Annotated in this window: 25 protein-coding genes, 2 tRNA genes, 1 rRNA gene and 1 pseudogene; 9 read left to right on the plus strand and 20 right to left on the minus strand. The window is 59.0% G+C overall.

Features of this window, described 5'->3' with window-relative positions; translation table 11 throughout:
- Positions 1-229: 229 nt before the first annotated feature.
- The 9 genes from uraH to hpxU all read right to left on the minus strand — a co-directional run bounded on the left by uraH (position 230) and on the right by hpxU (position 7,447).
- Entirely contained in the window at positions 230-565 is a 336-nt protein-coding gene (uraH, locus tag C1N60_RS15865; RefSeq protein ID WP_021507290.1) for a hydroxyisourate hydrolase, read from the minus strand.
- A complete protein-coding gene (gene uraD, locus C1N60_RS15870; protein ID WP_058769329.1) occupies positions 562-1,056 on the minus strand; it encodes a 2-oxo-4-hydroxy-4-carboxy-5-ureidoimidazoline decarboxylase in 495 nt (164 codons plus the stop codon). The genes uraH and uraD overlap by 4 nt, the downstream gene beginning before the upstream one ends.
- 12 nt (positions 1,057-1,068) lie before the next feature.
- Complete coding sequence (gene hpxK / locus C1N60_RS15875) at positions 1,069-2,328, minus strand: allantoate amidohydrolase (RefSeq protein WP_058758022.1); 1,260 nt, start codon at positions 2,326-2,328, stop codon at positions 1,069-1,071.
- On the minus strand, positions 2,325-3,560 hold the full coding sequence (locus C1N60_RS15880; RefSeq protein ID WP_275026178.1) for a pyridoxal-phosphate-dependent aminotransferase family protein: 1,236 nt from the start codon (positions 3,558-3,560) through the stop codon (positions 2,325-2,327). The genes hpxK and C1N60_RS15880 overlap by 4 nt, the downstream gene beginning before the upstream one ends.
- Positions 3,561-3,581: 21 nt before the next feature.
- Positions 3,582-4,313, minus strand: coding sequence for an amino acid ABC transporter ATP-binding protein (locus C1N60_RS15885; protein ID WP_021507294.1), 732 nt, complete (start codon positions 4,311-4,313; stop codon positions 3,582-3,584).
- Positions 4,294-4,950: an amino acid ABC transporter permease gene (locus tag C1N60_RS15890; protein ID WP_021507295.1), complete on the minus strand. Its 657-nt coding sequence runs from the start codon at positions 4,948-4,950 to the stop codon at positions 4,294-4,296. Before C1N60_RS15890 ends, C1N60_RS15885 begins: the two co-directional genes overlap by 20 nt.
- Entirely contained in the window at positions 4,947-5,615 is a 669-nt protein-coding gene (locus C1N60_RS15895) for an amino acid ABC transporter permease (RefSeq protein ID WP_021507296.1), read from the minus strand. Before C1N60_RS15895 ends, C1N60_RS15890 begins: the two co-directional genes overlap by 4 nt.
- A 12-nt stretch (positions 5,616-5,627) precedes the next feature.
- Positions 5,628-6,413 (minus strand): transporter substrate-binding domain-containing protein, encoded by a 786-nt coding sequence (locus C1N60_RS15900; protein ID WP_031279673.1) that lies wholly within the window; start codon positions 6,411-6,413, stop codon positions 5,628-5,630.
- 194 nt (positions 6,414-6,607) lie between these two features.
- Positions 6,608-7,447: a MurR/RpiR family transcriptional regulator HpxU gene (gene hpxU, locus C1N60_RS15905; RefSeq protein WP_211726407.1), complete on the minus strand. Its 840-nt coding sequence runs from the start codon at positions 7,445-7,447 to the stop codon at positions 6,608-6,610.
- A 192-nt stretch (positions 7,448-7,639) separates the two neighbouring features.
- On the opposite strand from hpxU, the gene C1N60_RS15910 reads away from it, so the two are divergent.
- Genes C1N60_RS15910 through hpxZ form a run of 4 tightly spaced genes read left to right on the plus strand, consistent with a single transcriptional unit; the run spans position 7,640 to position 11,203 of the window.
- A complete protein-coding gene (locus C1N60_RS15910; RefSeq protein ID WP_394521085.1) occupies positions 7,640-9,226 on the plus strand; it encodes a gamma-glutamyltransferase family protein in 1,587 nt (528 codons plus the stop codon).
- Positions 9,227-9,237: 11 nt separating this feature from the next.
- Positions 9,238-9,423: an oxalurate catabolism protein HpxX gene (hpxX, locus tag C1N60_RS15915; RefSeq protein WP_010616983.1), complete on the plus strand. Its 186-nt coding sequence runs from the start codon at positions 9,238-9,240 to the stop codon at positions 9,421-9,423.
- A complete protein-coding gene (locus C1N60_RS15920; protein WP_262256386.1) occupies positions 9,420-10,817 on the plus strand; it encodes an AtzE family amidohydrolase in 1,398 nt (465 codons plus the stop codon). Before hpxX ends, C1N60_RS15920 begins: the two co-directional genes overlap by 4 nt.
- Positions 10,818-10,819: 2 nt before the next feature.
- On the plus strand, positions 10,820-11,203 hold the full coding sequence (hpxZ, locus tag C1N60_RS15925) for an oxalurate catabolism protein HpxZ (protein ID WP_058769325.1): 384 nt from the start codon (positions 10,820-10,822) through the stop codon (positions 11,201-11,203).
- 63 nt (positions 11,204-11,266) lie between these two features.
- Here the strand turns inward: hpxZ and puuE are convergent, their stop codons facing one another.
- From puuE to C1N60_RS15940, 3 genes are read right to left on the minus strand one after another with little or no spacing between them, the layout of a single operon-like run.
- Entirely contained in the window at positions 11,267-12,220 is a 954-nt protein-coding gene (gene puuE / locus C1N60_RS15930) for an allantoinase PuuE (RefSeq protein ID WP_021507302.1), read from the minus strand.
- A 35-nt stretch (positions 12,221-12,255) separates the two neighbouring features.
- Positions 12,256-12,987 (minus strand): allantoin racemase, encoded by a 732-nt coding sequence (hpxA, locus tag C1N60_RS15935; RefSeq protein ID WP_132466310.1) that lies wholly within the window; start codon positions 12,985-12,987, stop codon positions 12,256-12,258.
- Positions 12,984-13,706 carry a GntR family transcriptional regulator gene (locus C1N60_RS15940; RefSeq protein ID WP_058758029.1) on the minus strand — a complete coding sequence of 241 codons (723 nt, stop codon included), beginning with the start codon at positions 13,704-13,706 and terminating at the stop codon, positions 12,984-12,986. Before C1N60_RS15940 ends, hpxA begins: the two co-directional genes overlap by 4 nt.
- 144 nt (positions 13,707-13,850) lie before the next feature.
- On the opposite strand from C1N60_RS15940, the gene C1N60_RS15945 reads away from it, so the two are divergent.
- The gene (locus tag C1N60_RS15945; protein WP_104092601.1) at positions 13,851-15,344 is read left to right on the plus strand and encodes an NCS1 family nucleobase:cation symporter-1; all 1,494 of its coding nucleotides are present in this window, start codon (positions 13,851-13,853) and stop codon (positions 15,342-15,344) included.
- Positions 15,345-15,444: 100 nt separating this feature from the next.
- Here C1N60_RS15945 and C1N60_RS15950 read toward each other — a convergent pair.
- A tRNA-Asp gene (locus tag C1N60_RS15950) sits at positions 15,445-15,521 on the minus strand.
- 134 nt (positions 15,522-15,655) lie between these two features.
- Complete coding sequence (dnaQ, locus tag C1N60_RS15955; RefSeq protein WP_021507306.1) at positions 15,656-16,387, minus strand: DNA polymerase III subunit epsilon; 732 nt, start codon at positions 16,385-16,387, stop codon at positions 15,656-15,658.
- Between dnaQ and rnhA the strand changes: the two are divergent.
- Positions 16,341-16,908 (plus strand): annotated as a pseudogene (rnhA, locus tag C1N60_RS15960) (ribonuclease HI). The gene dnaQ and the pseudogene rnhA sit on opposite strands and share 47 nt — an antisense overlap.
- Here the strand turns inward: rnhA and C1N60_RS15965 are convergent.
- Positions 16,893-17,627, minus strand: coding sequence for a class I SAM-dependent methyltransferase (locus C1N60_RS15965; protein ID WP_021507307.1), 735 nt, complete (start codon positions 17,625-17,627; stop codon positions 16,893-16,895). The pseudogene rnhA and the gene C1N60_RS15965 sit on opposite strands and share 16 nt — an antisense overlap.
- A 40-nt stretch (positions 17,628-17,667) precedes the next feature.
- Between C1N60_RS15965 and gloB the strand changes: the two genes are divergently transcribed.
- Positions 17,668-18,423, plus strand: a complete 756-nt coding sequence (gene gloB, locus C1N60_RS15970) for a hydroxyacylglutathione hydrolase (protein ID WP_262256387.1) — start codon at positions 17,668-17,670, stop codon at positions 18,421-18,423.
- 71 nt (positions 18,424-18,494) lie between these two features.
- Positions 18,495-19,871 carry a murein transglycosylase D gene (mltD, locus tag C1N60_RS15975; RefSeq protein ID WP_394521086.1) on the plus strand — a complete coding sequence of 459 codons (1,377 nt, stop codon included), beginning with the start codon at positions 18,495-18,497 and terminating at the stop codon, positions 19,869-19,871.
- 193 nt (positions 19,872-20,064) lie between these two features.
- On the opposite strand, the gene C1N60_RS15980 is transcribed toward mltD, so the two are convergent.
- Together C1N60_RS15980 and C1N60_RS15985 are read right to left on the minus strand one after the other, a co-directional pair.
- The gene (locus tag C1N60_RS15980; RefSeq protein ID WP_031279675.1) at positions 20,065-20,865 is read right to left on the minus strand and encodes an endonuclease/exonuclease/phosphatase family protein; all 801 of its coding nucleotides are present in this window, start codon (positions 20,863-20,865) and stop codon (positions 20,065-20,067) included.
- 148 nt (positions 20,866-21,013) lie between these two features.
- A complete protein-coding gene (locus C1N60_RS15985; RefSeq protein ID WP_021507311.1) occupies positions 21,014-22,192 on the minus strand; it encodes an MFS transporter in 1,179 nt (392 codons plus the stop codon).
- A gap of 100 nt (positions 22,193-22,292) precedes the next feature.
- Between C1N60_RS15985 and yafC the strand changes: the two genes are divergently transcribed.
- On the plus strand, positions 22,293-23,201 hold the full coding sequence (yafC, locus tag C1N60_RS15990; protein WP_021507312.1) for a DNA-binding transcriptional regulator YafC: 909 nt from the start codon (positions 22,293-22,295) through the stop codon (positions 23,199-23,201).
- A 12-nt stretch (positions 23,202-23,213) separates the two neighbouring features.
- Here the strand turns inward: yafC and dkgB are convergent, their stop codons facing one another.
- The 3 genes from dkgB to rrf all read right to left on the minus strand — a co-directional run bounded on the left by dkgB (position 23,214) and on the right by rrf (position 24,480).
- Positions 23,214-24,017: a 2,5-didehydrogluconate reductase DkgB gene (gene dkgB / locus C1N60_RS15995; protein ID WP_262256389.1), complete on the minus strand. Its 804-nt coding sequence runs from the start codon at positions 24,015-24,017 to the stop codon at positions 23,214-23,216.
- Positions 24,018-24,187: 170 nt separating this feature from the next.
- A tRNA-Asp gene (locus C1N60_RS16000) sits at positions 24,188-24,264 on the minus strand.
- A gap of 100 nt (positions 24,265-24,364) precedes the next feature.
- Positions 24,365-24,480: ribosomal RNA gene (gene rrf, locus C1N60_RS16005) — 5S ribosomal RNA — on the minus strand.
- Positions 24,481-24,515: the final 35 nt, after the last annotated feature.

The raw sequence follows: 24,515 nt of genomic DNA on the forward strand, positions 1-24,515 counted from the left end.
GGATGGACCGAAGGTTTTGATAGTTACTGGCTTTCAAGCGCGAGGTTTGTGATAGAGAGCACGAATTTCAGCGGGCCTGAGAGGGTGTGAAGCCGGTACTGCAAGTCGCACAAGATTCGTAGCGGCGCGATTTATCGCGCAATAAATTGCGCCGCTACCAAAACGCAACCGTTGTTAAGCGGATTTACAATTTAAAAGACAAGCATTGCGCCATTGATGGCGACCTGGATTAACTTCCGCGGTAAGTCGACCACGACCATGGGGAAATGAGGAACGGCAGGTGATAATGGCTGCCGGCGGAGCCAATCACAAAATCAATCTGCGCGCTGACGTACAGCGCATCACGCCCGTCGGCGGCGAAATAGTCACCGATCTCCGCAGTTAAGCGATAGTGGCCCGGCGCCAGCGGTTCAGGCGTGAGATCTTTGATGCGCCCGTCGCTGTCGGTTTCGCCCTCGGCCACCGGCAGCCAGCCTTCAGGGCTGTTCTGCTCCAGCGACATCGCGACGCCAATCGCCGGTTTGCCCAGCGCGGTGTCGAGAATATGGGTGGTGATGGTGCTCATGTGATGCTCTCCTTAAGCCGTAACAGGGTAATTTCCCGCAGCTGCGCCAGCGCTTCCTGCTGCTCAGTCTCTTCATCATTGTTGAGCCTGCGCTGCAATTCCGCCAGCATCTGTTCACCGCTGCGCCCCTTGGCGCGAATCAGAAACACCCGGCCGAAGCGCTGCTCATAGCGCTCATTACCGGCCAGCATCGCCAGCTGCAGCGCGCCGTTAGCCTGCTGCATCGCCGCCTGTTCCTGCTGCGACAGCGCGGCCTCTTTACCCGCGCCCTGCGCTTTTTCGCCGATGCGCGGATGGGCGCTCAGCGCCTGCTGCAAGGCGTCGCCCTGCCACGCCTGCGCCAGCTGTTGCGCCGTGGTGTACAGCGCCGTCAGGCTGGCGAACGGCCGCGCCGCCACCAGCGCCTGCTGCCAGGCGGGAATCGCCACGCAGTGGGCAATCGCCGCCTGCGCCTGCGCGGCGCTCGCCTGATTAAAATCGTTCAGATCCATTTCGCGGCTCCTTTAGCTGCGCGCCAGATCGCACACCGCCTGCAGATAGGCCTGCACGCCGAGCGCCACATCGGCCACCTGCACCGATTCCGCCGGATGATGGCTGATACCGCGATGGTTGCGCACAAACAGCATGCCCACCGGCCAGCGCTCAGCCATCGCGATCGCGTCGTGACCGGCTCCGCTCGGCAGCGCCAGACTGCGCCCCTGTACGGTTTCTACCGCATGGCTCAGCGCCTGCTGCAGCCGCGTATCACAGGCGGTGGCCGCGATGCGATAGTACTCGTTAGCGCTGAAGCTGAGCCCGCGCCGCAGCGCGATGGCTTCCGCCTGGGTCAGCAGGCTGGAGAGCAGACGTTCCAGCGGTTCATCCTGCGGTCCGCGCACGTCCAGCGACAGCTGCACCTCGCCGGGGATAACGTTAACGGCGCCCGGCAGACAGCTCAGCGTGCCCACCGTTGCCACCAGCTGCGCATCCTGATCCTGCGTGGCCTGTTCCACAAACACCATCCACTCTGCCGCTGCTGCCAGCGCGTCTTTGCGGTGCGTCATCGGCACCGTGCCGGCATGACCGGCCTCCCCGACAAAGCGGCAGTTAAGACGGCGCGCGCCGTTAATCGCCGTCACCACACCAAGCGCCAAATCGTCCTGTTCCAGACACGGTCCCTGCTCAATGTGCAGTTCGAGATAAGCCACAATGTCGCTCACCTCACGTGCCGCCTGCGGGATCAGCGCCGCGTCCAGGCCGAGGTCCTGCATCGCCTGCGCCACCGTAATGCCGTTGCCGTCCGGATGCGACACCCAGCTTTCCGGCCAGCTGCCGGTGAGGCCGCGGCTGCCGAGCAGCGTGATGCCAAAGCGCGTGCCCTCTTCGTCGCCGAAGCCGACGATTTCAATCGCCAGCGGCAGGCGCTGCTGATGGTCGTGCAGCCACTGTACGGTTTCGATGGCGCTCAGCACGCCCAGCATGCCGTCGTAACGTCCGGCGTTGCGCACCGTATCAAGGTGCGAGCCGAGCAGCAGCGCCGGTGCACCCGGCTCTGCCGCCTCGTAGCGTCCGCAGATATTGCCGACCGCATCCTGCCAGGTGTGCATGCCCGCCGCCTGCATCCACTCAGCAACGCGCGCGTTGGCGCGCACCTGCTCCGGCGACAGATAGACGCGGGTCAGTCCCTCTTCGCTCTCACTGATTGCTGCCAGCGCGTCACAGCGCGCCATCACCCGCGCCGCCGCTGACTGCGCCTCACCGGCGCTCATCAGGCTATGACTCATGCGTGGCTCCCGTAGTGGTCCCAGGCGGCCTGCAGCGCCGCACCCTGAGTGGTGCGGAAACCGACGTGATTCAGCACGGACTCCAGCGCGCTCAGCGTCAGCATCACGCAATCTTTGCGCGCGTTGTAGCCCATGGTGCCGATGCGCCACACTTTGCCGTGCAGCGGACCGAACGAGGTGCCAATCTCAATGCCGAAATCGTCCAGCATCAATTTGCGTACCTGGTCGCCGTTGATGCCCTGCGGGATCACCACGCCAAGCACGTTGTTCATCTTGTGTCTGAGATCGCCAAAGGTTTCCAGCCCCATGCCCTGAATGCCTTTCAGCAGCGCATCACCGTGCAGTTTGTGGCGTGCGATGCCGTTATCCAGCCCTTCCTGCAGGATCAGGCGGGCACATTCACGTGCGCCAAATAGCGCAGAGGTGGCTTCGGTATGGTGGTTGAGCCGCTCTGGTCCCCAGTAATCCATGATCATGCCGAGATCGAAGTAGTTGGAGTAGATCATCTCGTCGTCGCCATCCTGATGCGCATCGGTGCGGATGCCCTGCTCAACGCACTTACGCTGGCGGATCACCGCTTCCATCTGCGGACTCAGGGTGATCGGCGAGGTGCCGGACGGACCGCCGAGGCATTTCTGCATGCCGGCAGAGACCGCATCCAGCCCCCAGGCATCGGTTTCCAGCGGATTGCCGCCCAGTGACGCGGTGGCATCGGTGTATAACAGCACGCCGTACTGGCGGCAAATCGCGCCGAGCTGCTCCAGCGGCTGCAGCATGGTGGTTGAAGTATCGCCCTGCACCGTCAGCAGCAGGCGCGGTTTGACTTTTTTGATCGCATCTTCGATCTGGTCCGGCGTAAACACCTCGCCCCACGGTACCTCGATGGTGTGCACGTCCGCGCGGCAGCGACGGGCGATTTCGCACAGCAGATGGCCGAAGCGGCCGAACACCGGCACCAGCACTTTATCGCCCGGGCGAATCGCCGACAGCAGGATGGCTTCGATCCCGGCGCGTGAGGTGCCATCAATCAGCAGAGTCCAGCGGTTTTCGGTGCGGAATACGCCACGGTACAGCGCCATCACCTCGTTCATATAGTGCGTCATCGCCGGATCGTACTGCCCCAGCAGCTGGCTCGACATGGCGCGCAGCACGCGCGGATCGGCGTTGATCGGGCCCGGTCCCATCAGCAGACGCTGCGGCGGATTGATTTGCGAAAACTGGCTGATATCCATGAGGGGTTCCTTATTGTTCGGTTACAGACGCACGGTCGAAATAAACTGCTTCAGCTCGGCGGTTTGTGGGTTAGCAAACAGCGTTTTGCTGTCGCCCTGCTCCCACACGCGCCCCTGATGCATAAACACCACGCGATCGCCCACGTCGCGGGCGAAGTTCATTTCATGGGTGACGAGGATCAGCGTCATGCCTTCGGCAGCCAGCTGCTCCAGCACTTTCAGCACTTCACCCACCAGTTCCGGATCGAGCGCCGAGGTGATTTCGTCACAGAGTAAAACTTTTGGCTGCATTGCCAGCGCGCGGGCAATCGCCACACGCTGCTGCTGACCGCCCGACAGGTTGGCCGGGTAATAATTGAGGCGCTCGCCGAGCCCGACTTTTTCCAGCATCTGCGTCGCCAGCGTGCGGCACTCCGCCTCGCTCTTTTTCAGCACGCGGCGCGGTGCCAGCATCACGTTTTCCAGCGCGGTCATGTGCGGAAACAGGTTGAAGTTCTGAAACACCATGCCCACCGAGCGGCTGATTTCACGCGCCTGCGATTCACGATCGGTAATCGTCATGCCGCCCAGTTTAATGCTGCCTTCCTGATAGCCTTCCAGCCCATTCATGCAGCGCAGCAGGGTACTTTTGCCAGAGCCGCTGCGGCCAATGATGGAAATCACTTCGCCGTTGTCGATATCCAGATCGACCCCTTTCAGTACGTGGTTATCACCGTAGTACTTCTGGACCTGATTAATGGTGATGAGCGGCATTGAATTTTTTCTCCAGGTACTGGCTGTAACGCGACAGCGGATAACACATCAGGAAGTAACCGAGCGCCACCAGGCCAAACACCTTGAAGGGCTGATACGTCACATTGTTAAGAATGGTGCCGGCTTTGGTCAGCTCGACAAAGCCGATAATCGACGCCAGCGCGGTACCCTTGATCACCTGCACGGCAAAGCCAACGGTCGGCGCGATGGCGATGCGGATCGCCTGCGGTGCCACCACGCGATACAGTGTCTGGCCAAAGTTCAGGCCGAGGCAGCGCGACGCTTCCCACTGCCCTTTTGGCAGCGCGCGAATGCTGCCGTACCAGATATCCAGTAAAAACGCGCTGGTATACAGCGTCAGCGCCAGCGACGCTGCCGTCCAGGGCGCGACATCGATGCCGAACAGGCCGACGCCGAAGAAGGCAAGAAACAGCTGCATCAGCAGCGGCGTGCCCTGAAACAGCTCGGTATAACAGCGAATCAGGCGGGTGAGCCAGCGACGCTGCAGCAGACGCAGAAACAGCAGCGGCAGTGTCACCAGCGTGCCGCCGAAAAAGGCCACCAGCGACAGCAAAATCGTCCAGCGCGCCGCCAGCAGCAGGTTGCGCAGGATGTCCCAGTCAGTAAACGTTGTCATGCCGGCTGCGCTCCAAACCATTTGCGACCCAGCGCCAGCAGCAGCTGACGCATGGCAATCGACAACGCCAGATAGATCAGCGTGGTCACCAGATAGACTTCAAAACTCAAAAAGGTGCGCGACTGAATCAGGTTGGCGGCAAACGTCAGCTCTTCATACGAGACCTGCGACACCACCGACGAGCCGAGCATCACAATGATGCACTGGCTGACCAGCGCCGGATAAATGCGCTGCAGCGAGGGCGGCAGCACCACGCGGATGAAGGTTTGCGTGCGGCTCAGCCCGAGCACGCGCCCCGCTTCCCACTGCCCGCGCGGCGTGACCTGGATACCGGCACGGATGATTTCAGTGCTATAGGCGCCAAGGTTAATCAGCATCGCCAGCAGCGCCGCTTCACCGGCCGTCAGTTTCAGCCCGAGATTAGGCAGACCAAACACGATAAAAAACAGCTGTACCACAAACGGCGTGTTGCGAATCAGCTCGACGTAGATGCCCCACAGGCGGCTGGCCCAGCCCGGTTTGCCGCTGCGCAGCGCCGCGCCGAGAATACCCAGTCCGACACCGCCCACCGTTGCCAGCACCGTAAGCTGCACCGTGACCCACAGTCCGGCCAGCAGCTCTGGCCAGTGCGGCCAGAGATCTGCAAAGTTAAGTTGCCCAATCATTGGCCGTTCCTGTTATGCGCCGAGGTTGGCAGGCAGCGGCGCTTTCAGCCACTCTTCCGACAGCTTGTTCAGCGTGCCGTCTTTAATACCCTGCTCAATCAGTGCGTTCACTTTCTCTTTCAGCGCTGGCTCATTCTTTTTCAGGCCGATAAAGCACGGTGAATCTTTCAGCATAAACTGCGGCACCGGGGCTTTTTCCGCGTTCTGGCGCGCAATCGCCGCGACCACCAGGTTACCGGTAGCGACATACTGCACCTGACCGGAGAGATAGGCGGACAGCGTGGTGTTGTTATCTTCGTAGCGCTTCACCTGAGCATCTTTCGGAGCAACATCGCTCAGTACCATGTCCTCTACCGCACCGCGCGTCACGCCAATCGATTTACCGCTCAGCGCCGCCGCATCTTTCAGCGTCTCGCCTTTCGGGCCGAACACGCCGAGGAAGAACGGTGCGTAGGCGCGGCTGAAGTCGATCACTTTTTCGCGCTCGGCGTTTTTGCCCATGCTGGAGATCACCAGGTCGACCTTGTCGGTCTGCAGATACGGCACGCGGTTGGCGCTGGTCACCGGCACCAGCTGCAACTTCAGTTTCATCTGCTTCGCGAGGTATTTCGCCATGTCGATGTCATAGCCCTGCGGCTGCAGATCGGTACCAACCGAGCCAAACGGCGGGAAGTCCTGCGGCACCGCCACGCGAATCACGCCACGCTTCTGGATATCCTGCAGCTGATCGGCCATGGCGCTGCCTGCCTGCGCCAGCAGCAATGCTGCTCCTGCTACTGCCAGTAATACTTTGTTCATTATGCACCCCGGTGAGTTAATGGTGAAACAAAAGATTCTTGATAAATTGATTTGCAACTAATGTGCCAACCACAACGGGCAGCAAACGCAGCGGCTAAGCGGAGGATTTGAGGCGGTTGTGGGCGCATCATAACGGGGATCACCCCGTCAGCGGACGCGATCAAAAAAGGTGCAAAGCACCAAAACAGTGCCCTTTAGCGGTGTTCCAGCTCATCGAGCTGCTGGTAAAGATCGGCAATCTGGTGGATGCGCTGACGCCCCTGCGACAGCATTTCGTGCAGCAGCGCGTTAGCCAGCAGGTTGATCAGGCTCATTGCCGAGGCGTAGCTGTCAAAGGCGGAAACGCTGTCGAGCGGTGCGCACAGCTGCCAGCGCGCCAGGGTGAGAATGCCCTGCGCCTGCGGTTCACACAGCGCCAGCACCGGGATGCCGCTCTGCTGCAGCTGCTGCATCAGTGGACGAATGATGCGTGGCCGGCGGCGAAACGCCATCACCACCACCACATCTTCCGGCGTCATGTCCACCAGCTCTTCGCCCAGCGTCTGCCCTGGCTGTGGCAACACCTGCACCTGGGCGCGCGCCTGCAGCAGCTGCTGACGCAGGTGCAGCGCCACCGGATACGCGTTGCGCATCCCAATGATGAACACCCGCCGTGCGGCGCCCAGCGCAGCAATCACCTCGCTAAACTGCCGGGCGTCAATGCTGTTGACCCACTGCGTCAGATTCGCCATCTCCTGCTTGTAATGGCGCGACAGCAGCGTGTTGCCCTGCACCGCGTCGCGGTTATCGGTCAGCGGCATTCCGCTCTGGCGCAGGGTGCGCAGCTCATCACGCATGTCTTTGTATTTTTCATAGCCGAGGCGTTTGAACAGCCGACTCACCGTGGCCTTTGATACGCCGCTGAGCCGCGCCAGCTCAGCGCTGTTATAGCTAATCAGATCATCAAAATGGTCAAACACAAAGTCAGCAATGCGCTGCTCCTGCGGCGACAGTTGCGGATAGTGACTGCGAAGGCGTTCATCGAGCTGTTTCATCATCGGTCCTGTAACTTTCGTTTCATCACAAGCTAGCATAAATCGATCCAGGCTGGCGTAACACCAAAACTGGAACGGCTCTTGCTTTACCATTGCTACAGACTGGTAGCGGCGCAATTTGTTGCGCTTGTTTTCCCTATCCAGCGCGCCAAATCGCGCCGCTACAAAAGAATAATCCGGGAACAGTTCATTATGATTCAAAGCAATATGGCCCCGATGGGCATGGCGGTGACGCCGCATCACCTTGCCAGTGAAAGCGCACTGGCGGTACTGCGTGAAGGCGGCAACGCGCTGGAAGCGATGGTGGCGGCTGCGGCGACCATCGCGGTGGTCTACCCACACATGAATGGTCTCGGCGGCGACGGCTTCTGGCTGGTGGTGCCGCCCGGTGGCGATCCGATTGCTATCGATGCCAGCGGCGCCGCCGGTTCGCTGGCGCACCCCGACTTCTATCACGGTGAGAGCCATATTCCGCATCGCGGCCCTAAAGCGGCACTGACGGTTGCCGGCACCGTCAGCGGCTGGCAGGAAGCGCTGACGCTGGCGCAGGAACTGGGCGCGACGCCGCTGCCGCTGAGTCGTTTGCTGCGCGATGCGATTCGCTATGCGGCCGATGGCATTCCGGTCACCGCCTCGCAGGCAGCAGCGACGGCGGCAAAACAGCATGAGCTGCAACATCAGCCCGGTTTTGCTGCCACCTTTCTGCCTGATGGCGCACCGCCTGCCGCCGGCAGTCGTTTTACCCAGCCGGCGCTGGCGCAGACGCTGAGCGTGCTGAGCGAGCAAGGGCTGGAGAGCTTTTATCGCGGTGAGCTGGCGCACCATCTGGCGCGCGAAATGGGCGCGCTCGGCATGCCGATTACGCTGGACGATTTACACCGGCAGCGCGCCCGGCGCTGCACGCCGCTGCACCTCGCGCACAGCGAAGGCGATATCTGGAACATGACGCCGCCAACGCAGGGGCTGGTGTCGCTGGCGATCCTCGGGATCACCGATCGTCTGGCGATGGCCGACGCCAGTGAAGCGCAGACGGTGCACCGCATCGTTGAAGCCACCAAACAGGCCTTTGCCTTGCGCGATCAACACATCACCGATCCGCGTCACATGGCGATTGATGTGCAGTCGCTGCTGAATGCCGATTATCTCGGCACGCTGGCCGCGCAGGTGCAGGACGATCGCGCCGCGCCCTGGGGCACCGGACGCGGACCGGGCGATACCGTGTGGATGGGGGTGATGGACAGCAGCGGCCTGGCGGTCTCCTTTATCCAGAGCATTTACCACGAATTTGGCAGCGGCGTCGTGCTGCCCGGCACCGGCATTACCTGGCAAAACCGTGGCGCGGCGTTCAGCCTGCAGCCGGATCACCTGCTGACGCTGGCACCGGGCAAACAGCCGTTCCATACGCTCAATCCAGCGGCGGCGCGCCTGAAGGATGGCCGCACGCTGGTGTACGGCTCAATGGGCGGTGATGGCCAGCCGCAAACCCAGGCGGCGATCTTTACCCGCTATGTCATTCAGGGCCAGCCGCTGCAGCAGGCGGTCAGCGCACCGCGCTGGCTGCTTGGCCGCACCTGGGGCCAATCCTCGGACTCCCTCAAGCTGGAGGCGCGCATCGCGCCTGAAACCGTGCAGCAACTGCGCGCGCTCGGTCATGAGGTCGAACTGCTGGCTGAATACAGTGAAGTGGTGGGCCACGCCGGCGCCATCGTCAGACACAACAATGGCATGCTGGAAGGCGCGTTTGATCCGCGCAGCAACGGCAGCGCTGCCGGTTTTTAACGGAGACAATCATGAGTGCACAACCGGACTGGGCAACCTATATCGCCCAAATGGAACAGATTCTGGCGCTGGAGCTGGACGACACGCGCCGCGCCGAACTGCTGACGCAGTTTAACCGTATCGCCGCGATGGCGCAGCCGCTGATGGCGCTGCCGCTGGACGATCGCCTGGAAGTGGCGGGAGTGTTTCATCCATGACGCTGGCAGCCTTATCGATTAGCCAGCTGCAGCAGGCACTGGCGCAGGGCGATCTCAGCGCGCGCGACATCGCACAACAGACGCTGGCCGCCATTGAACAGCATAACCCGGCCATCAACGCCTGGACCGCCGTCACCGCGCAGCGCATGCTGCGGGAAGCCGATCGGCTGGATCAGCAGCGTCAGCGCGGCGAGCCGCTGCCGGCGCTGGCTGGCATTCCCTATGCGGTAAAAAACCTGTTTGACGTCGCCGGTCACAGCACGCTTGCCGGTGCCAGCCTGTTCAGCGAGCGACCGGTGGCACAGCAGGATGCGTGGGCGGTCTCTAAGCTGCAGCAGAGCGGCGCGCTGCTCTCCGGCATGCTGAATATGGACGCCTACGCTTACGGCTTTACCACCGAGAACACCCATTATGGTGCCACCCGCAACCCGCGCGATCTGTCGCGCGTGGCCGGTGGCTCATCTGGCGGTTCCGCGGCAGCCGTCGCTGCCGGGCTGGTGCACTTTTCACTCGGCACCGACACCAACGGCTCGATTCGCGTGCCTGCTTCGCTGTGCGGCATTTTCGGCCTGAAACCTACCTTTGGTCGTCTGTCGCGCAGTGGCAGCCATCCGTTTGTCGCCAGCCTCGATCACATCGGTCCGTTTGCCCGCTCGGTGGAAGATTTGAGTCTGGTCTACGATGCGCTGCAGGGCGGCGACGCCAGCGATGCATTCCAGGCGGCGCGGCCTGCGGAACCGGTCAGTGACAGGCTCTCTGCAGGTAGCGAAAAGCTGCGCAGCGCGGTGCTGGGCGGCTTTTTCGCTGACTGGTGCAGCGATGAGGCGCGCGCGGCGGTGGCGGTAGCGGCCAGTGCGCTCGGCGCGACAGAAGAAGTGACGCTGCCCCAGGCCGAACTGGCGCGCTCGGCCGCGTTTATCATGACCGCCGCGGAAGGCGGCAATCACTATCTGCCGGCGCTGCGCACCCAGCCAGAACGCTTTGAGCCGAATTCACGCGAACGCCTGCTGGCTGGCGCGATGCTGCCCGCCACGTGGTATGTGCAGGCCCAGCGTTTCCGCCGTCACTTTCAGCAGCAGGTGCTGCCGCTGTTCGACCATTACGACGTGCTGATCGCCCCGGCCACGCCCTGTACCGCCACCCTCATCGGCCAGGAAACCATTCACATCAACGGTCAGAATTTGCCGACACGCGCCAGCATGGGCATGCTCACGCAGCCGATTTCGTTCCTCGGCCTGCCGGTGTGTAGCGTACCGCTGCTCACCGCCAGCGGTTTGCCGATTGGCCTGCAGCTGATTGCCGCGCCGTTTAACGAACAGCTGGCGCTGCGCGCCGCCTGGGCACTGCAGCAGCAGGGTGTGACGCTGCCACAAACCTCTTTTATGGATGCCTGAAGATGACACCTGAACATATCGATCGTCCGGCGATACTGGCTGAAGTCACCGCCGCGTTTTACCGCTACGAGCAGGCGCTGGTGAGCAATGATGTCGCCGTGCTGGACGAGTTGTTCTGGCACGATGCGCGTACGGTGCGACTCGGTGCCGGAGAGAATCTGTACGGGATTGACGAGATTCGCGCCTTTCGCGCGGCGCGTCCGTCAAAGGGGCTCGATCGCACGCTGCGCAATACGGTCATCACCACTTTTGGCGATGACTATGCGGTGTGCAGCACCGAGTTCACCCGCGAGGGCGTAGAAAAGATCGGCCGTCAGCAGCAGACCTGGGTACGGCTGCCGTGCGGCTGGCGCATCGTGGCAGCGCAGGTGAGTTTGATGAGCTGAGCGGACGCGAGTGTTGCCCTCTCCTGGCAAGAGAGGGCACACATCCGTGAAAGGTAAGGCCGCTCAGGCAGCCGGATGCGTCTTCATCCAGTGATCGGCAATCTGCTGACGCGTGCACACCCACACCTTGTCGTGCTGCTGGATATGGTCGAGGAAACGCTGCAGCGCGCGGAATTTCCCCGGACGCCCCAGCAGACGGCAGTGCATGCCAATCGACATCATCTTCGGCGCCGTCGCGCCCTCTTCATACAGCACATCAAAGGTATCGCGCAGATAGGTATAGAACTGCTCGGCGGTGTTGAATCCCTGCGGCGTGGCGAAGCGCATATCGTTGCACTCCAGCGTATAGGGAATGATCAGATGCGGCTTCACCGTGCCGTCCTGACAGGTGACCTGCGTCCAGAACGGCAGATCGTCACCGTAGTAATCGCTGTCGTAGCTGAAGCCGCCCTGCTCGACCACCAGCCGCCGCGTATTGGGGCTGTCGCGCCCGGTATACCAGCCGGTGGGCGCTTTACCGAATAACTCGGTGAGCACGTCCACTGCCTGCTGCATGTGCTGACGCTCGGTTTTGGCATCCATCCCCTGATAGTGAATCCAGCGCCAGCCGTGGCTGACCACATCGTAATCGGCGGCTTTGATGGCCTCGACAATCTGCGGATGCCGCGCCAGCGCCATCGCGACGCCAAAGATGGTCAGCGGCAGGCCGCGCTGCTGAAACTCCTGATGGATGCGCCAGAAACCGGCACGCGAACCGTACTCATACAGGGAATCCATCGACATGTGGCGATCGGCATAGCTGGCGGCTCCGATGATGTCGGAGAGAAACTGCTCAGAGCCCGCGTCACCGTGCAGCACATTGTTTTCAGCTCCCTCTTCATAATTGAGCACGAACTGCACCGCCACCCGCGCCTCACCCGGCCACTGCGCGTGCGGCGGCTGGCCCGCATAGCCAATCAGATCGCGCGGATAATTTTTGTTGAAGCTGTACTCTTTCTTTTCAGATACATCACTCATTCTGCAAGTTCCTGTCATCAGTCCTCAACCAGCCCTTAGTTTAGGTGCTGAAATGCCGCGCTGAGCGGTTTTTTAATCGGGTAAGCCAGATCGCCGTGTTTGCTGGTACCAAAGCCCAGCGCCAGTAATGACTCGACCATTTTCACCGCCGCGCTGACGCCATCAATCACCGGCAGGCCCAGTTCTTTAGTCAGATCCTGCGCCAGCGACGCCATGCCGCCGCAGCCCAGCACAATCGCCCCGCTGCCATCTTCACGTTTCGCCTGCAGGCAGCGCTCGCGCACTTTCTCCTGCGCGACGCCGCTGCCGTCCTCAAGCGCCAGCACCGGCAGATCAATAGCGTGCAGCGCGGCACAGTGATGGCTGAATCCGTACTGCTGCAGCAGATGGCGGGCGATCACCAGCGTGCGCGGCAGCGTGGTGACAATCGAAAAGCGCGTCGCCACCAGCGTCGCGGTGTGCATCGCCGCTTCGGCAATGCCAATCACCGGCCCGTTCGCCAGTTCGCGTGCCGCCAGCAGTCCCGGATCGCCAAAGCAGGCGATGATGTGGCCGCTGACGCCCTGCTCTTTGCCGCGTTTTACCTGTTCCAGCACGCCCACCGCGGCAATCGCTTCATCAAAGTGTCCTTCAATGGAGGGCACGCCCTCGCTCGGGCACACCGCCACAATCTCCGTGCCAGGTGCGGCCACGGCGCGCGCCGCTGCACCGATGGTCGCCGTCATGGCGGCGCTGGTATTCGGGTTGATCACCTGGATCAGGCTCATGATGCCGCTCCTTTATGACCGGCAAATAACCGGGTGAAATCAGGCAGGGTTTCGCCGCTGCGTTCAAAGTGCAGGCTGGCGACGATATGTTCGAAGTGATGCTGCAGCGCCGTAGTTAACGCCGGCAGATCGTTTTGCCGCAGCAGATCCACCAGCCGATCGTGATGATCGCAACGACAGCCACGCTGCCACGGTGCACCGTAAGCGGCGATCACCAGTGAGGAGCGCTGCGTCAGGCGCGTCACCATGTCAGTCAGCACCTGGTTGCCGGAAATCGCCTGCAGCTGGATATGAAAAGCCGCAGACAGACGGATGGCGGCGGCTCCGTCGTGCTGCTGGTGCGCCTGCTGCTCGTCGGCAATTAAGCCACTGAGCGCGGCGAGATGCGGCGGCTGCAGATGCGCCAGCACCGCCGGCAGGTTGGCGCACTCCAGCAAGCTGCGCGTGGCGAAGATGTCGCGCGCTTCCTCCACGCCCGGCGTCGCCACCTGTGCACCACGTCTGGGCGACAGGGTGATCATTTGCACCGCCGCGAGGCGCTGCAGCACCTTACGAATGCCGGTACGGCTGACGCCAAACACCTCCGACAGCGCCTCTTCCGGCAATTTGCTGCCCGGCGGCAGCTGGTGCTCCACGATGGCGTTCAGCAACGCCTGATAGATAGGTTCGTCTCTGTCATTCAGATCGGCAGCCGTTTTCTGGCCTGTTTCACTCTTCATTACCCGCTCCGGCAAGTGACTGTATGCAGACATCGTATACGTGAAATTCATTTTTTGTATACAATAAATCAATTCTGGCCTGGATCCTGCAATACCGTTTCACGCTGTCATTATTTTTCCATGAAGTTAAGAGGAGCAGGTTTCATGCCAAATCATTCTGAAGTGACCTCTGCGGTGGCCTCTGAAGCCAACGCCCATTACAGCCCGCGTCTGTGTAACGACGACCTGGCGCCGACCCGCAACCAGAACTGGTCGTGGTACAACATTTTTTCGTTCTGGATGTCGGACGTGCACAGCATGGGCGGCTATGTGGTGGCGGCCAGCTTCTTCACCCTCGGTCTGGCCAGCTGGCAGGTGCTGCTGTGTCTGCTGGTGGGAATTTGCATCGTGCAGCTGTGCGCTAACCTGGTGGCGAAGCCGAGCCAGATGGCCGGCGTGCCTTATGCGGTGATTTCGCGTCAGGCATTTGGCGTGTTCGGGGCCAACATCCCGGCGGTGATCCGCGGGCTGATCGCCTTCGCCTGGTACGGTATTCAGACCTATCTGGCGGCGAATGCGCTGATGCTGGTGCTGCTGAAGTTCTATCCGTCGTTAAGCAGCATGACGCAGAGCAGCTGGCTCGGCCTGTCGCAGCTTGGCTGGTGCTGTTTCGGCGTCATGTGGCTGCTGCAGGCGATGGTGTTCTGGCACGGCATGAGCGCGATTAAACGCTTTATCGATATCGCCGGTCCGGCGGTCTACGTGGTGATGGTGGCGCTGGCGGGCTGGATTGTATACAAAACCGGTTTTGACGGTATCTCCTTCACCCTCGCCAGTAAATCACTGAGCGCGGGCGAGCAGACCTGGCAGATGATTACCGCGACCGCGCTGGTGGTCTCTTATTTCTCCGGTCCGCTGCTCAACTTTGGTGACTTCTCGCGCTACGGCAAAAGCATGGGTGAGATTCGCCGCGGCAACCGCTGGGGCCTGCCGTTCAACTTCCTGCTGTTTTCGATTGTGACCGTGGTCATCGTCTCGGGTACTCAGTCGCTGTTTGGCAAAATGATCACCGATCCGATTGAAACCGTGAGCATGGTAGGCAACGATGTAGCGGTCGCTATCGGGCTGCTGACCATGATTACCGCCACCATCGGCATCAATATCGTGGCGAACTTCGTTTCGCCAGCGTTTGATTTCTCTAACTGCTCACCGCAGAAGATCAGCTTCCGCGCCGGTGGCATGATTGCCGCCGTGGGTTCAGTGCTGCTGACGCCGTGGAATCTGTTCCAGTCGCCAGAGCTGATTCACTACACGCTGGATGTGCTGGGATCATTTATCGGACCGCTGTTTGGCATTCTGATCGCCGATTTCTACCTGATCAAACGCAGCAAGGTATACGTTGATGACCTGTTCAACGATACGCCAAAAGGCCGCTACTGGTACCGCGGCGGTTTCAATCCAAAAGCGATTGCTGCGCTGCTACCTTCCGTGGGTATTTGCCTGGTGATTAGCTTTATTCCTTCCCTGCACGCGGTGGCAAACTTCAGCTGGTTCATCGGCGTGGCGCTGGGCGCTGGCTGCTACCGCTGGCTGGCGCGCGCTGAACGTGAGGTGCCGCAAGCCACCTATCGTGCGGAAGTGGCGGTACAGAAGGATTAATGCGCTGGCGGTCGCCATGAATGGCGACCGTACGCCAGATGGGTATGATTTAGAAAAGCAAAAAGCCGATGCATTGCTGCATCGGCTTCTTTAAAGAGATTGGCGGAACGGACGGGGCTCGAACCCGCGACCCCCTGCGTGACAGGCAGGTATTCTAACCAACTGAACTACCGCTCCGCGCTTTGTTCCCCGTCGGGAACGAGGCGCATATTAATGGCAGCCTCATCCCTCGTCAACGCTTTTTGCAGGGGAATCTCTCGTTTGGCGGTTTTTTCAGCTTAACGACGCTTTTCCACGCAAAATCAGCGGCTTCAGGCGCGCCACAGGCAGCTGCCGCCCTTCTTTTGCACCAGATCGAGCCGGCTCTCATGCGCCATTATTTCTTCATCGCTGGCGCTAACCACGCGCAGGCCGGCGCCCGGACGAACGATGCGCTGTATATGCTCGCCTGCCACCTGATTGCTCTGCTCGCCTTCCATTGAAAACGCCAGCGAGGTCTGGCCGCCGGTCATGGTGAGGAACACTTCGGCCAGAATCTCGGCATCAAGCAAAGCGCCGTGCAGCGTACGTTTGCTGTTGTCGATCTCGAAACGGTTACACAGCGCATCCAGGCTGTTGCGTTTGCCCGGGAACATTTTACGCGCCATCGCCAGGCTATCGGTGATCTGACAGAAGGTTTCTGTCTTGCCGATGTCGCGCTGCAGCATGGAAAATTCGTAATCCATAAAGCCGATGTCGAACGAAGCGTTATGGATCACCAGCTCCGCGCCGCGAATATAATCGAGGAATTCGTCGGCGATTTGCGCAAAGGTCGGTTTATCGGCGAGGAATTCATCGGCAATACCGTGTACGCCGAACGCTTCCGGATCCACTAGCCGATCGGGCTTGAGATACATATGGAAGTTGTTGCCGGTCAGGCGACGGTTGATCACCTCAACCGCACCGATTTCAATGATGCGATGTCCTTCGTAATGCACCCCGATCATGTTCATGCCGGTGGTTTCGGTATCGAGGACGATCTGGCGGTTATTTGCAGTGCTCATAGGACTCGTTTTATGTCAGACTTGGCGTTTTGTCAGAAGGAAGTCTACCAGAGATGCGCAAACAGGTAGAAATATTCACCGATGGATCCTGCCTGGGCAATCCCGGTCCCGGCGGCTACGGCGCCATTCTTCGCTACCGCCAGCACGAGAAATTATTCAGCGCCGGCTACCGCCTTACTACCAATAATCGCATGGAGCTGATGGCGGCCATTGTGGCACTGGAAGCGCTGACCCAGCCGTGTGACGTGGTACTCAGCACCGACAGCCAGTACGTGCGCCAGGGCATCACCAGCTGGATTCACAACTGGAAAAAGCGCGGCTGGAAAACCGCAGAAAAGAAGCCGGTGAAGAACGTTGATCTGTGGCAGCGACTCGACGCGGCGCTCAGTACCCATCAGATTCAATGGGAGTGGGTAAAAGGCCATGCCGGTCATCCCGAGAACGAACGCTGCGATGAACTGGCACGCAGCGCTGCCGGCAATCCTTCCCTCGACGATATTGGCTATCAGGTTGAGTCCTGATCGCTGGCTTCACGAAACTGCCGCGTGGCATTGACCGCTGGCCGTAACTGGGTTTTGCCGGGCATCATCTTCACTTTGCCCGGCGTCAGCGGGAAGGTGCGCTTACGCGCAACCACGATGTTCAGACAGCCCAGCGCCGGCAGGTGCGTGCTGATCATCTTGCCGCCCTGGCGGTGCCACGGCACCACCTGAAAGCGCGTACGATACACCACTTCATAGTTGAGTAAGCTCAGCCAGTCGAGCAGGCGCACCTGGCTGAACATCCGTCCGCTCCACGGTGCGCGGCGCTGTAATCCGGGCAGGCCTTTACTGATGCCCAGCAGGCTGAACGGATTGAAGCCGCTGATAATCATCCAGCCGTCATCAATCAGTACACGATCCACTTCGCGCAATACGCGGTGCGGATCCTGGCTCCAGGCCAGCGTGTGCGCCAGCAGACAGGCATCAATCGATTTGGCTTCAAACGGCAACTGCGTTGCGCTGGCGATGACGTGCAGCCCATCGCCCTCATCGCCCACATTAACCTGATGCGATATGGCACACTGGCGGGTATTGATTTCTGCGCTGAGGCTGCCAATTTTAAGCATATGAAAGCCGTACAGCTTGCCGAGATACGGTTGCAGTTGCTGGGTTAACGCGTCGCGGAAATAGTCGCCCCAGGGCATATCCTGCCAGGAGCGCGGCGCAGTCAGGATTTGGCGTGTTTTCGCTGGCTTCATGCTCTACCATTTTCCTTTTTCTACGACCTGAGAGGTGTTTATGAATCTTACCAGTATTCCCGCGTTGCAGGATAACTACATCTGGACACTGAACGATGAACAGGGACGCTGTCTGATCGTCGATCCGGGTGAAGCCCGGCCGGTGCTGGAAAAAATTCGCGCCAATCACTGGCAGCCGCAGGCCATTCTGCTGACCCATCATCATCACGATCACGTGGGCGGCGTTAGCGAACTGCTGGAGCACTATCCGCAACTTGAGGTTTATGGTCCGCAGGAGACCGCCGATAAAGGCGCGCGCACTATTCTCACTGACGGTGATGAATTTACCCTGCTCGGGCTAAATTTCCGCGTCATCGCAACGCCTGGACACACTTTAGGACATATCTCATATTTCAGCTCACCTTATCTTTTCTGTGGCGATACGATGTTTTCGGGTGGCTGCGGACGACTGTTCGAAGGCACTGCGCAGCAAATGTTTGAGTCGTTTCAGGCGCTTAATCAACTCCCTGCCGATACGCTTATCTGCTGTGCGCATGAATACACTTTATCCAATATGAAGTTTGCTGCGGCTATTCTGCCTCAGGACCCGAAAATTTTGGCAAGGTATCAGCAAATTAAGGACTTACGCGCAGAAAATCGCATTACTTTGCCGCCAAAACTGGCGCTGGAGCGTGAAATAAATTTATTCCTGCGTACGCAAGATCCTGATTTGCAAAAGGCTTTGGGCATTAATGTGTCGTCGGCTCCGTTATGGCAGACTTTTGCCGATCTACGCGAGAAGAAAGACCGTTTTTGATATTTCTGGTTGTGTTGTGCCGGTCGCTAACGTATAGTTGCTCGTCTTTTAAGCGAACTATTGACACACACATGAAGGCTAAAGCGATATTACTCGCCTCGGTCTTGCTGGTTGGATGTCAGGCATCAAGGAATGACGCCAGTATCCCGGTACAGCATGCACAGAGTCTGTCTTCAGCTGGTCAAGGTGAAAATGGAAAGTACGGAGATCGCTTGTTGTCGCCGCGCTGGCAAGATGATGGAACCAGCCTCGCAGAAGACACTGATCTCTGGAATCACATTAGTGACGAGTTGAAGATGGGGATTCCGGAAAACCCGCGAATCCGCGAACAAAAAACAAAGTACTTAAAAAATAAGAGCTATCTCCACGATGTAACATTACGGGCAGAGCCGTACATGTACTGGATTGTCGAGCAGATACAGAAACGTAAAATGCCGATGGAACTGGTACTGCTACCCATAGTGGAGAGCGCTTTTGACCCACACGCAACCTCTTCTGCGAATGCCGCTGGCATCTGGCAGATCGTTGCGCAAACGGGCAAAAACTATGGTTTGAAACAGAACCAATGGTACGACGGACGCCGCGATGTGGTGGCCTCAACCAAAGTTGCGCTGGATATGATGCAGCGTCTGAACGGTATGTTTGACGGCGACTGGTTACTGACCGTCGCCGCCTATAACAGCGGTGAAGGACGTGTGCTGAAGGCGATGAAGCAGAACAAGGCGCGCGGTAAGCCGACCGACTTCTGGCATTTGTCGCTGCCACGCGAGACCACGGTTTACGTACCTAAAATGCTGGCCCTGAGTGATATTCTCAAGAACAGCAAGCGTTACGGTATCAAGCTGCCGACCGCCAACGAGAGCCGTGCACTGGCGCGCGTTGAAGTAGGACAGCAAATGGAACTGACGCAAGCCGCAGATATGGCCGGTATGTCGCTCAGCAAGCTGAAGACATTCAATGCCGGCTATAAAAACGGCACCACCGCGCCAAACGGACCGCACTACATTATGGTGCCTAAGTCCAACGTGGCTCAGCTGCGCAACTCACTGGCTTCCGGTGATATTGCTGCGGTTCAGCCCGGCGAGCTGGCGAAAGTCAGCGCTGCAGGCAACAGCTATAAGGTCCGCAAAGGCGACACCTTATCCGGCATTGCCAGCAAGCTTGGTGTGAGCGTCAGCGCACTGAAACAGCAGAACAACCTGCGCAGTGCGTCAGTACGCATCGGTCAGACGCTGACCGTTGGCGGCAAAGCTGGCGCGTCGCAGCTGGCGGATAACGGCAACAGCATCACCTATCGTGTACGTAAGGGTGATTCTTTTGCCAGTATCGCCAAACGTCATGGTGTTAACACCAAAGACGTGATGCGCTGGAACAGTGACGCTAAAGACATTCAGCCCGGCGACAAGCTGACGCTGTTTGTGAAGAATAGCGCAACACCTGATACCTGATGCACCGAAAAGGCTGACTTTTGTCAGCCTTTTTCATTATTTACCTTTTCCCGTTCCCGCAGTCCGACACACTCACGCGTAAACCTCGTTATTATCGCCGTTGCGCCATGCCTTTAGCAGTCTGAAGTGGCTTATTGAGCAGGGTGCGGCATCAGCGCAGTGAATCATTCGCCTTTGGCGCGCCGCGCCTGGCTTAACGTTTAGCCGCGCCGGGACTGAATTCAACCAGCAGAGGATTGTGGTCAGAGGCACGCGTCACCAGCACCGATGCTTCGCTGACTTTCATGTCGCGGTAAAAGACAAAATCCAGCGGGCGGCCGAAGGCTTTGCGTCGATGATCATCAGTAAAGTTTACTTCGCGCAGCGCCATCTCACGGGCAAAGCGGTAGAGCGCGTTCATACGCTGACGGCTCCAGGCATTGAAGTCGCCGGCCATGATCACCGGCCCGCGATGATGCTGGATTTGCTCGCCAATCGGCCCCAGCTGTTTGCTGTACACATCAACGCCGAGGCTGAAATTGACCGCATGAATGTTGACCACCATCAGCATTTCGCCGGTGGGAAGCGGATAGGCAGTGACCAGAGCGGATTTAGACAGCCTCAGTAGCGGCTCACGTTCACGCAGCGGACAGCAGTAGACCGGATGGGCAGAAGCCAGCGTCATGACGCCAGAGGGGTGTTGTGGCAGCACAAAGGCCGGTACCTGATCGGCCGCCAGATAATTGCTGGTGGCGAACTGCACCAGTTCCGGTGTGGTCTGCGCCTCCTGCAGCAGCACCAGATGGGCATCTTTACCGAAGCCCTGCAGTACTGACATCCAGTCTGCCCGCTGCTGTTTGAAGATATTCCACACCAGCACGCGCAGGGTTGGGTCGGCTGGCAGCGGTGCACCGGGCGGTAACGCCTGCCCAAGATGCAGCATCGCCCCTGGCGGAAAAATCCGCTCAGCAGGCTGACCTGCTACATACCGCATTGCATAAGTTTTTTTTCGCACTGTCCCGCCTGGCTGATTTACGACTACAACTTCACCTGACTGTTATAGGGATTTTAGCGCGGGGTTTCAATTGCTGTTATTGATTGTCGGAATTCGCCTCACAGCCAGCAACGGCAACAGCCCGCCATGCGGCAGGCTGTTGTGCGGCTTATTCAGTAATGGCTGCCGTGCGCGGCTTATCCAGCTGGCCGCTGAGGCGGACCAGCAGCAGAGCCGCAAACACGATGACGGCACCCACCCATGGCGTCTGCGCCAGACCGTAATGTTCCACGATGTGACCGCCGACGGTTGAACCCAGTGCGATGCCAATATTAAAGGCCGCGATATTCAGCCCTGACGCGACATCAACTGCGCCTGGCGCATAGTGTTCAGCCTTTTGCACCACGTAAACCTGCAGGCCAGGTACGTTAGCAAAGGCAAAGACGCCCATCACCAGCACCGTGAGCAGCGCGAGGTAATGCATGCTGGCGGTGAACTGGAATACCACTAACAGAATGGCCAGCGCGATAAAAATCAGCGTCAGCGCCGGTACCGCACCGCGGCGATCGGCCAGCCTGCCGCCCCAGATATTCCCGATCGCCACCGCAATACCGTACCCCAGCAGCACGCCGCTGACGGCGGTCGGTGAGAAACCGGCCAGTGACTGCATCATCGGTGCCAGGAAGGTGAAGGTGGTAAAGATGCCACCGTAGCCCAGCGCGGTAATCGCGTAAATCAGCAGCAGACGCGGATTGATCATCACCGCGGCCTGTTGTGCCAGTGAAGTGGCAGGCGGCTGTGCGATGTTACGCGGTACCAGTATCATACTACTGACCAGTGCAATCACACCCAGCAGAGAGACCGCCAGAAAACTTTCACGCCAGCCAAAATGCTGACCAATCAGTGTGCCAAGCGGTACGCCGGTGACCAGCGCCACGGTTAAGCCGCCAAACATGATGGCTATCGCACTGGCGGCCTTCTCTTTGCTTACCAGGCTGGTCGCAATGGTTGAGCCGACGGAGAAGAAAACACCGTGCGCCAGACCGGTCAGCAGACGCGCCATCACCAGCGTTTCATAGTTGGGTGCCAGCCAGGCCACCAGATTACCGACGGTAAACAGCGCCATCAGCCCCATCAGCAACTGCTTGCGCGGCAGCTTGCCGGTTAAGGCGGTGAGCACTGGCGCACCGACGGCTACGCCAAGCGCGTAGATGGATACCAGCATCCCGGCGGAAGGTAACGTAATGCTGAGCTGTTCAGCGATGGTCGGAATCAGCCCGACGATAACAAACTCGGTGGTTCCGATAGCGAAGGCGCTGATGGTCAGCGCCCAGAGTGCAAGTGGCATGGTTGACTCCCAATAATGTTTTGATGGGCGCCATTATCGACTCGTGCTTTAATAACAAAAAGAAGCAAAGTAACAATAAACTTTTGCCTGAGGAGGCATAATGAAGGCATCTTCAGAGGAGTTAAAAGTCTTTATCGCTGTGGTGGAAAGCGGCAGTTTTAGCCGTGCAGCGGAGCAGTTACAGATGGCCAATTCAGCGGTGAGCCGCACGGTGAAGAAGCTGGAGAACAAGCTTGGCGTGTCGCTGCTGACGCGTACCACCCGTCAGCTGGCGCTGACTTATGAAGGCGAACTCTATTTCCGGCGCGTGCAGAAGCTGATCCTTGAGATGGCGACAGCAGAGAATGAGCTGATTGAGCGCCAGCAGGCGCCACAGGGCGTGCTGCGCATCGACGCGGCAACACCGGTGATCCTTAACCTGCTGATGCCGATGATTAAGCCTTTTCGCGAGCGCTATCCGGCGGTCACGCTATCGCTAATCTCCTCTGAAAGCTTTATCAACCTGATCGATCGTAAAGTGGATGTCGCTATTCGTGCCGGGGATTTAACCGATTCCACGCTGCGTGCCCGGCTGCTGTTCACCAGCTATCGTAAAATGGTCGCTACGCCAGCTTATCTGGCGAAATATGGCACGCCGGCGTCGGTGGAGGCGCTGGCACAGCATCAGTGCCTCGGCTTTGTCGAAACGCCTCGTCTTAATCGCTGGCCCGTGTCGGCCAATGGCAGCGATCTGTATGAAATTGACGCGGCGATGTCATCAAACAGCGGAGAGACGATTAAGCAGCTGTGCCTGAACGATCAGGGTATCGCCTGCCTGTCGGACTTTATGGTGAATGCGGAAATTGCGGCGGGCACTTTTGTTGAGGTGCTCGCGCACCAGTCGGTACCGGTTGAGATGCCTTTTAATGCGGTGTATTACAGCGATTTAGGGGTGAGCCAGCGCGTGCGGGCCTTTATTGATTTTCTCAGCGAGTGGGTCAGAGATCAGCCCTGGCGCGTGCAGGGCTGATGCATGGGAGAATTAATCCCAGTCTGGTGCCAGGCCTTCCGGGCTGACCAGACGCTGCTGGCGATCCAGCGCGGCGATCTGCGCCATGTCGTCCGCATCCAGTGTCAGATCCTGCGCCGCCATATTGCTGGCCAGGTTCTCACGTTTGGTTGAGGAGGGGATCACGGCATAACCCAGTGCCAGTGCCCACGCCAGGACGACCTGCGCGGGTGTGGCCTGATGTTTCTGCGCAATCTGCTTTATCACCTGTTCTTTTAACGCTTCGCCATATGCCAGCGTCATGTATGAAGTGATGTGAATGCCCTGATGTTTCGCGAAGTCCACGACCTGGCGATTTTGCAGGAACGGGTGCAGCTCAATCTGGTTGGTCGCAATGTTCTCTGCGCCCACAGCGGTAATGGCCTCTTTCATCAGGGCAATCGGGAAGTTAGAGATACCAATCTGACGCGTCAAACCCTCCTCTTTCGCTGCCATCAATGCCTGCATGCTCTCTTTGACTGATACCGCTGCACCCGGCGATGGCCAGTGGATCAGCGTTAAATCGACATAGTCGGTACGCAGTTTCGCCAGGCTCTGCTTTAAGCTGGGGATCAGTTTGTCGGCGGCGAGATTCTCAATCCAGATTTTAGTGGTGATAAATAGCTCATCACGTGCCACGCCGCTTTCGGCAATAGCCTGACCTACGGCAGCTTCGTTTTCATAAATTTGAGCGGTATCGATAGTGCGATAACCGAGTTCCAGTGCGGTTTTCACTGAATGAATAACGACATCGTCCTGCAGACGAAATGTTCCTAAACCAAAAGCGGGGATTGTCATGTTTTCCTCATCATTGCGTTGAATGTTGCGATGAGGCGTATTGTGGCAGGATTATTGTTGCTGAAAAATCCGCTTATGAGCAGAGGAATTTTGCGTTTTACTCAACAATGGCGGGTTTTTAGCGGACATGAAAAAGCCCTGACTTTACAGTCAGGGCTTCTCAATTTAAGTGGCGGAACGGACGGGGCTCGAACCCGCGACCCCCTGCGTGACAGGCAGGTATTCTAACCAACTGAACTACCGCTCCACCGATTCTGTACTGATATCAGACCGTCGCTGATTTCAGGTGTTTCGCCCTTTCCGCGTCACCGGGAAGGTCATGACCCGATTAGGGGTCTTAAATTGATGCCTGGCAGTTCCCTACTCTCGCATGGGGAGGCCCCACACTACCATCGGCGCTACGGCGTTTCACTTCTGAGTTCGGCATGGGGTCAGGTGGGACCACCGCGCTGTTGCCGCCAGGCAAATTCTTTGTGCCCTGTCCCGCGTCTTTCGCAC

The sequence above is a fragment of the Pantoea sp. SGAir0184 genome (assembly GCF_043544755.1).

Bases quoted from the DNA above. Each gene is read 5' to 3' on its own strand.
- C1N60_RS15920 (WP_262256386.1), top strand. From the start codon at position 9,420: ATGACGCTGGCAGCCTTATCGATTAGCCAGCTGCAGCAGGCACTGGCG.
- mltD (WP_394521086.1), top strand. From the start codon at position 18,495: ATGAAGGCTAAAGCGATATTACTCGCCTCGGTCTTGCTGGTTGGATGT.
- hpxU (WP_211726407.1), bottom strand. From the start codon at position 7,447: ATGAAACAGCTCGATGAACGCCTTCGCAGTCACTATCCGCAACTGTCG.
- C1N60_RS15890 (WP_021507295.1), bottom strand. From the start codon at position 4,950: ATGACAACGTTTACTGACTGGGACATCCTGCGCAACCTGCTGCTGGCG.
- dkgB (WP_262256389.1), bottom strand. From the start codon at position 24,017: ATGACAATCCCCGCTTTTGGTTTAGGAACATTTCGTCTGCAGGACGAT.
- C1N60_RS15900 (WP_031279673.1), bottom strand. From the start codon at position 6,413: ATGAACAAAGTATTACTGGCAGTAGCAGGAGCAGCATTGCTGCTGGCG.
- yafC (WP_021507312.1), top strand. From the start codon at position 22,293: ATGAAGGCATCTTCAGAGGAGTTAAAAGTCTTTATCGCTGTGGTGGAA.
- C1N60_RS15940 (WP_058758029.1), bottom strand. From the start codon at position 13,706: ATGAAGAGTGAAACAGGCCAGAAAACGGCTGCCGATCTGAATGACAGA.
- C1N60_RS15965 (WP_021507307.1), bottom strand. From the start codon at position 17,627: ATGAAGCCAGCGAAAACACGCCAAATCCTGACTGCGCCGCGCTCCTGG.
- hpxX (WP_010616983.1), top strand. From the start codon at position 9,238: ATGAGTGCACAACCGGACTGGGCAACCTATATCGCCCAAATGGAACAG.
- gloB (WP_262256387.1), top strand. From the start codon at position 17,668: ATGAATCTTACCAGTATTCCCGCGTTGCAGGATAACTACATCTGGACA.
- C1N60_RS15985 (WP_021507311.1), bottom strand. From the start codon at position 22,192: ATGCCACTTGCACTCTGGGCGCTGACCATCAGCGCCTTCGCTATCGGA.
- hpxA (WP_132466310.1), bottom strand. From the start codon at position 12,987: ATGAGCCTGATCCAGGTGATCAACCCGAATACCAGCGCCGCCATGACG.
- uraH (WP_021507290.1), bottom strand. From the start codon at position 565: ATGAGCACCATCACCACCCATATTCTCGACACCGCGCTGGGCAAACCG.
- hpxK (WP_058758022.1), bottom strand. From the start codon at position 2,328: ATGAGTCATAGCCTGATGAGCGCCGGTGAGGCGCAGTCAGCGGCGGCG.
- uraD (WP_058769329.1), bottom strand. From the start codon at position 1,056: ATGGATCTGAACGATTTTAATCAGGCGAGCGCCGCGCAGGCGCAGGCG.
- C1N60_RS15945 (WP_104092601.1), top strand. From the start codon at position 13,851: ATGCCAAATCATTCTGAAGTGACCTCTGCGGTGGCCTCTGAAGCCAAC.
- dnaQ (WP_021507306.1), bottom strand. From the start codon at position 16,387: ATGAGCACTGCAAATAACCGCCAGATCGTCCTCGATACCGAAACCACC.
- C1N60_RS15910 (WP_394521085.1), top strand. From the start codon at position 7,640: ATGATTCAAAGCAATATGGCCCCGATGGGCATGGCGGTGACGCCGCAT.
- hpxZ (WP_058769325.1), top strand. From the start codon at position 10,820: ATGACACCTGAACATATCGATCGTCCGGCGATACTGGCTGAAGTCACC.
- C1N60_RS15885 (WP_021507294.1), bottom strand. From the start codon at position 4,313: ATGCCGCTCATCACCATTAATCAGGTCCAGAAGTACTACGGTGATAAC.
- C1N60_RS15895 (WP_021507296.1), bottom strand. From the start codon at position 5,615: ATGATTGGGCAACTTAACTTTGCAGATCTCTGGCCGCACTGGCCAGAG.
- puuE (WP_021507302.1), bottom strand. From the start codon at position 12,220: ATGAGTGATGTATCTGAAAAGAAAGAGTACAGCTTCAACAAAAATTAT.
- C1N60_RS15880 (WP_275026178.1), bottom strand. From the start codon at position 3,560: ATGGATATCAGCCAGTTTTCGCAAATCAATCCGCCGCAGCGTCTGCTG.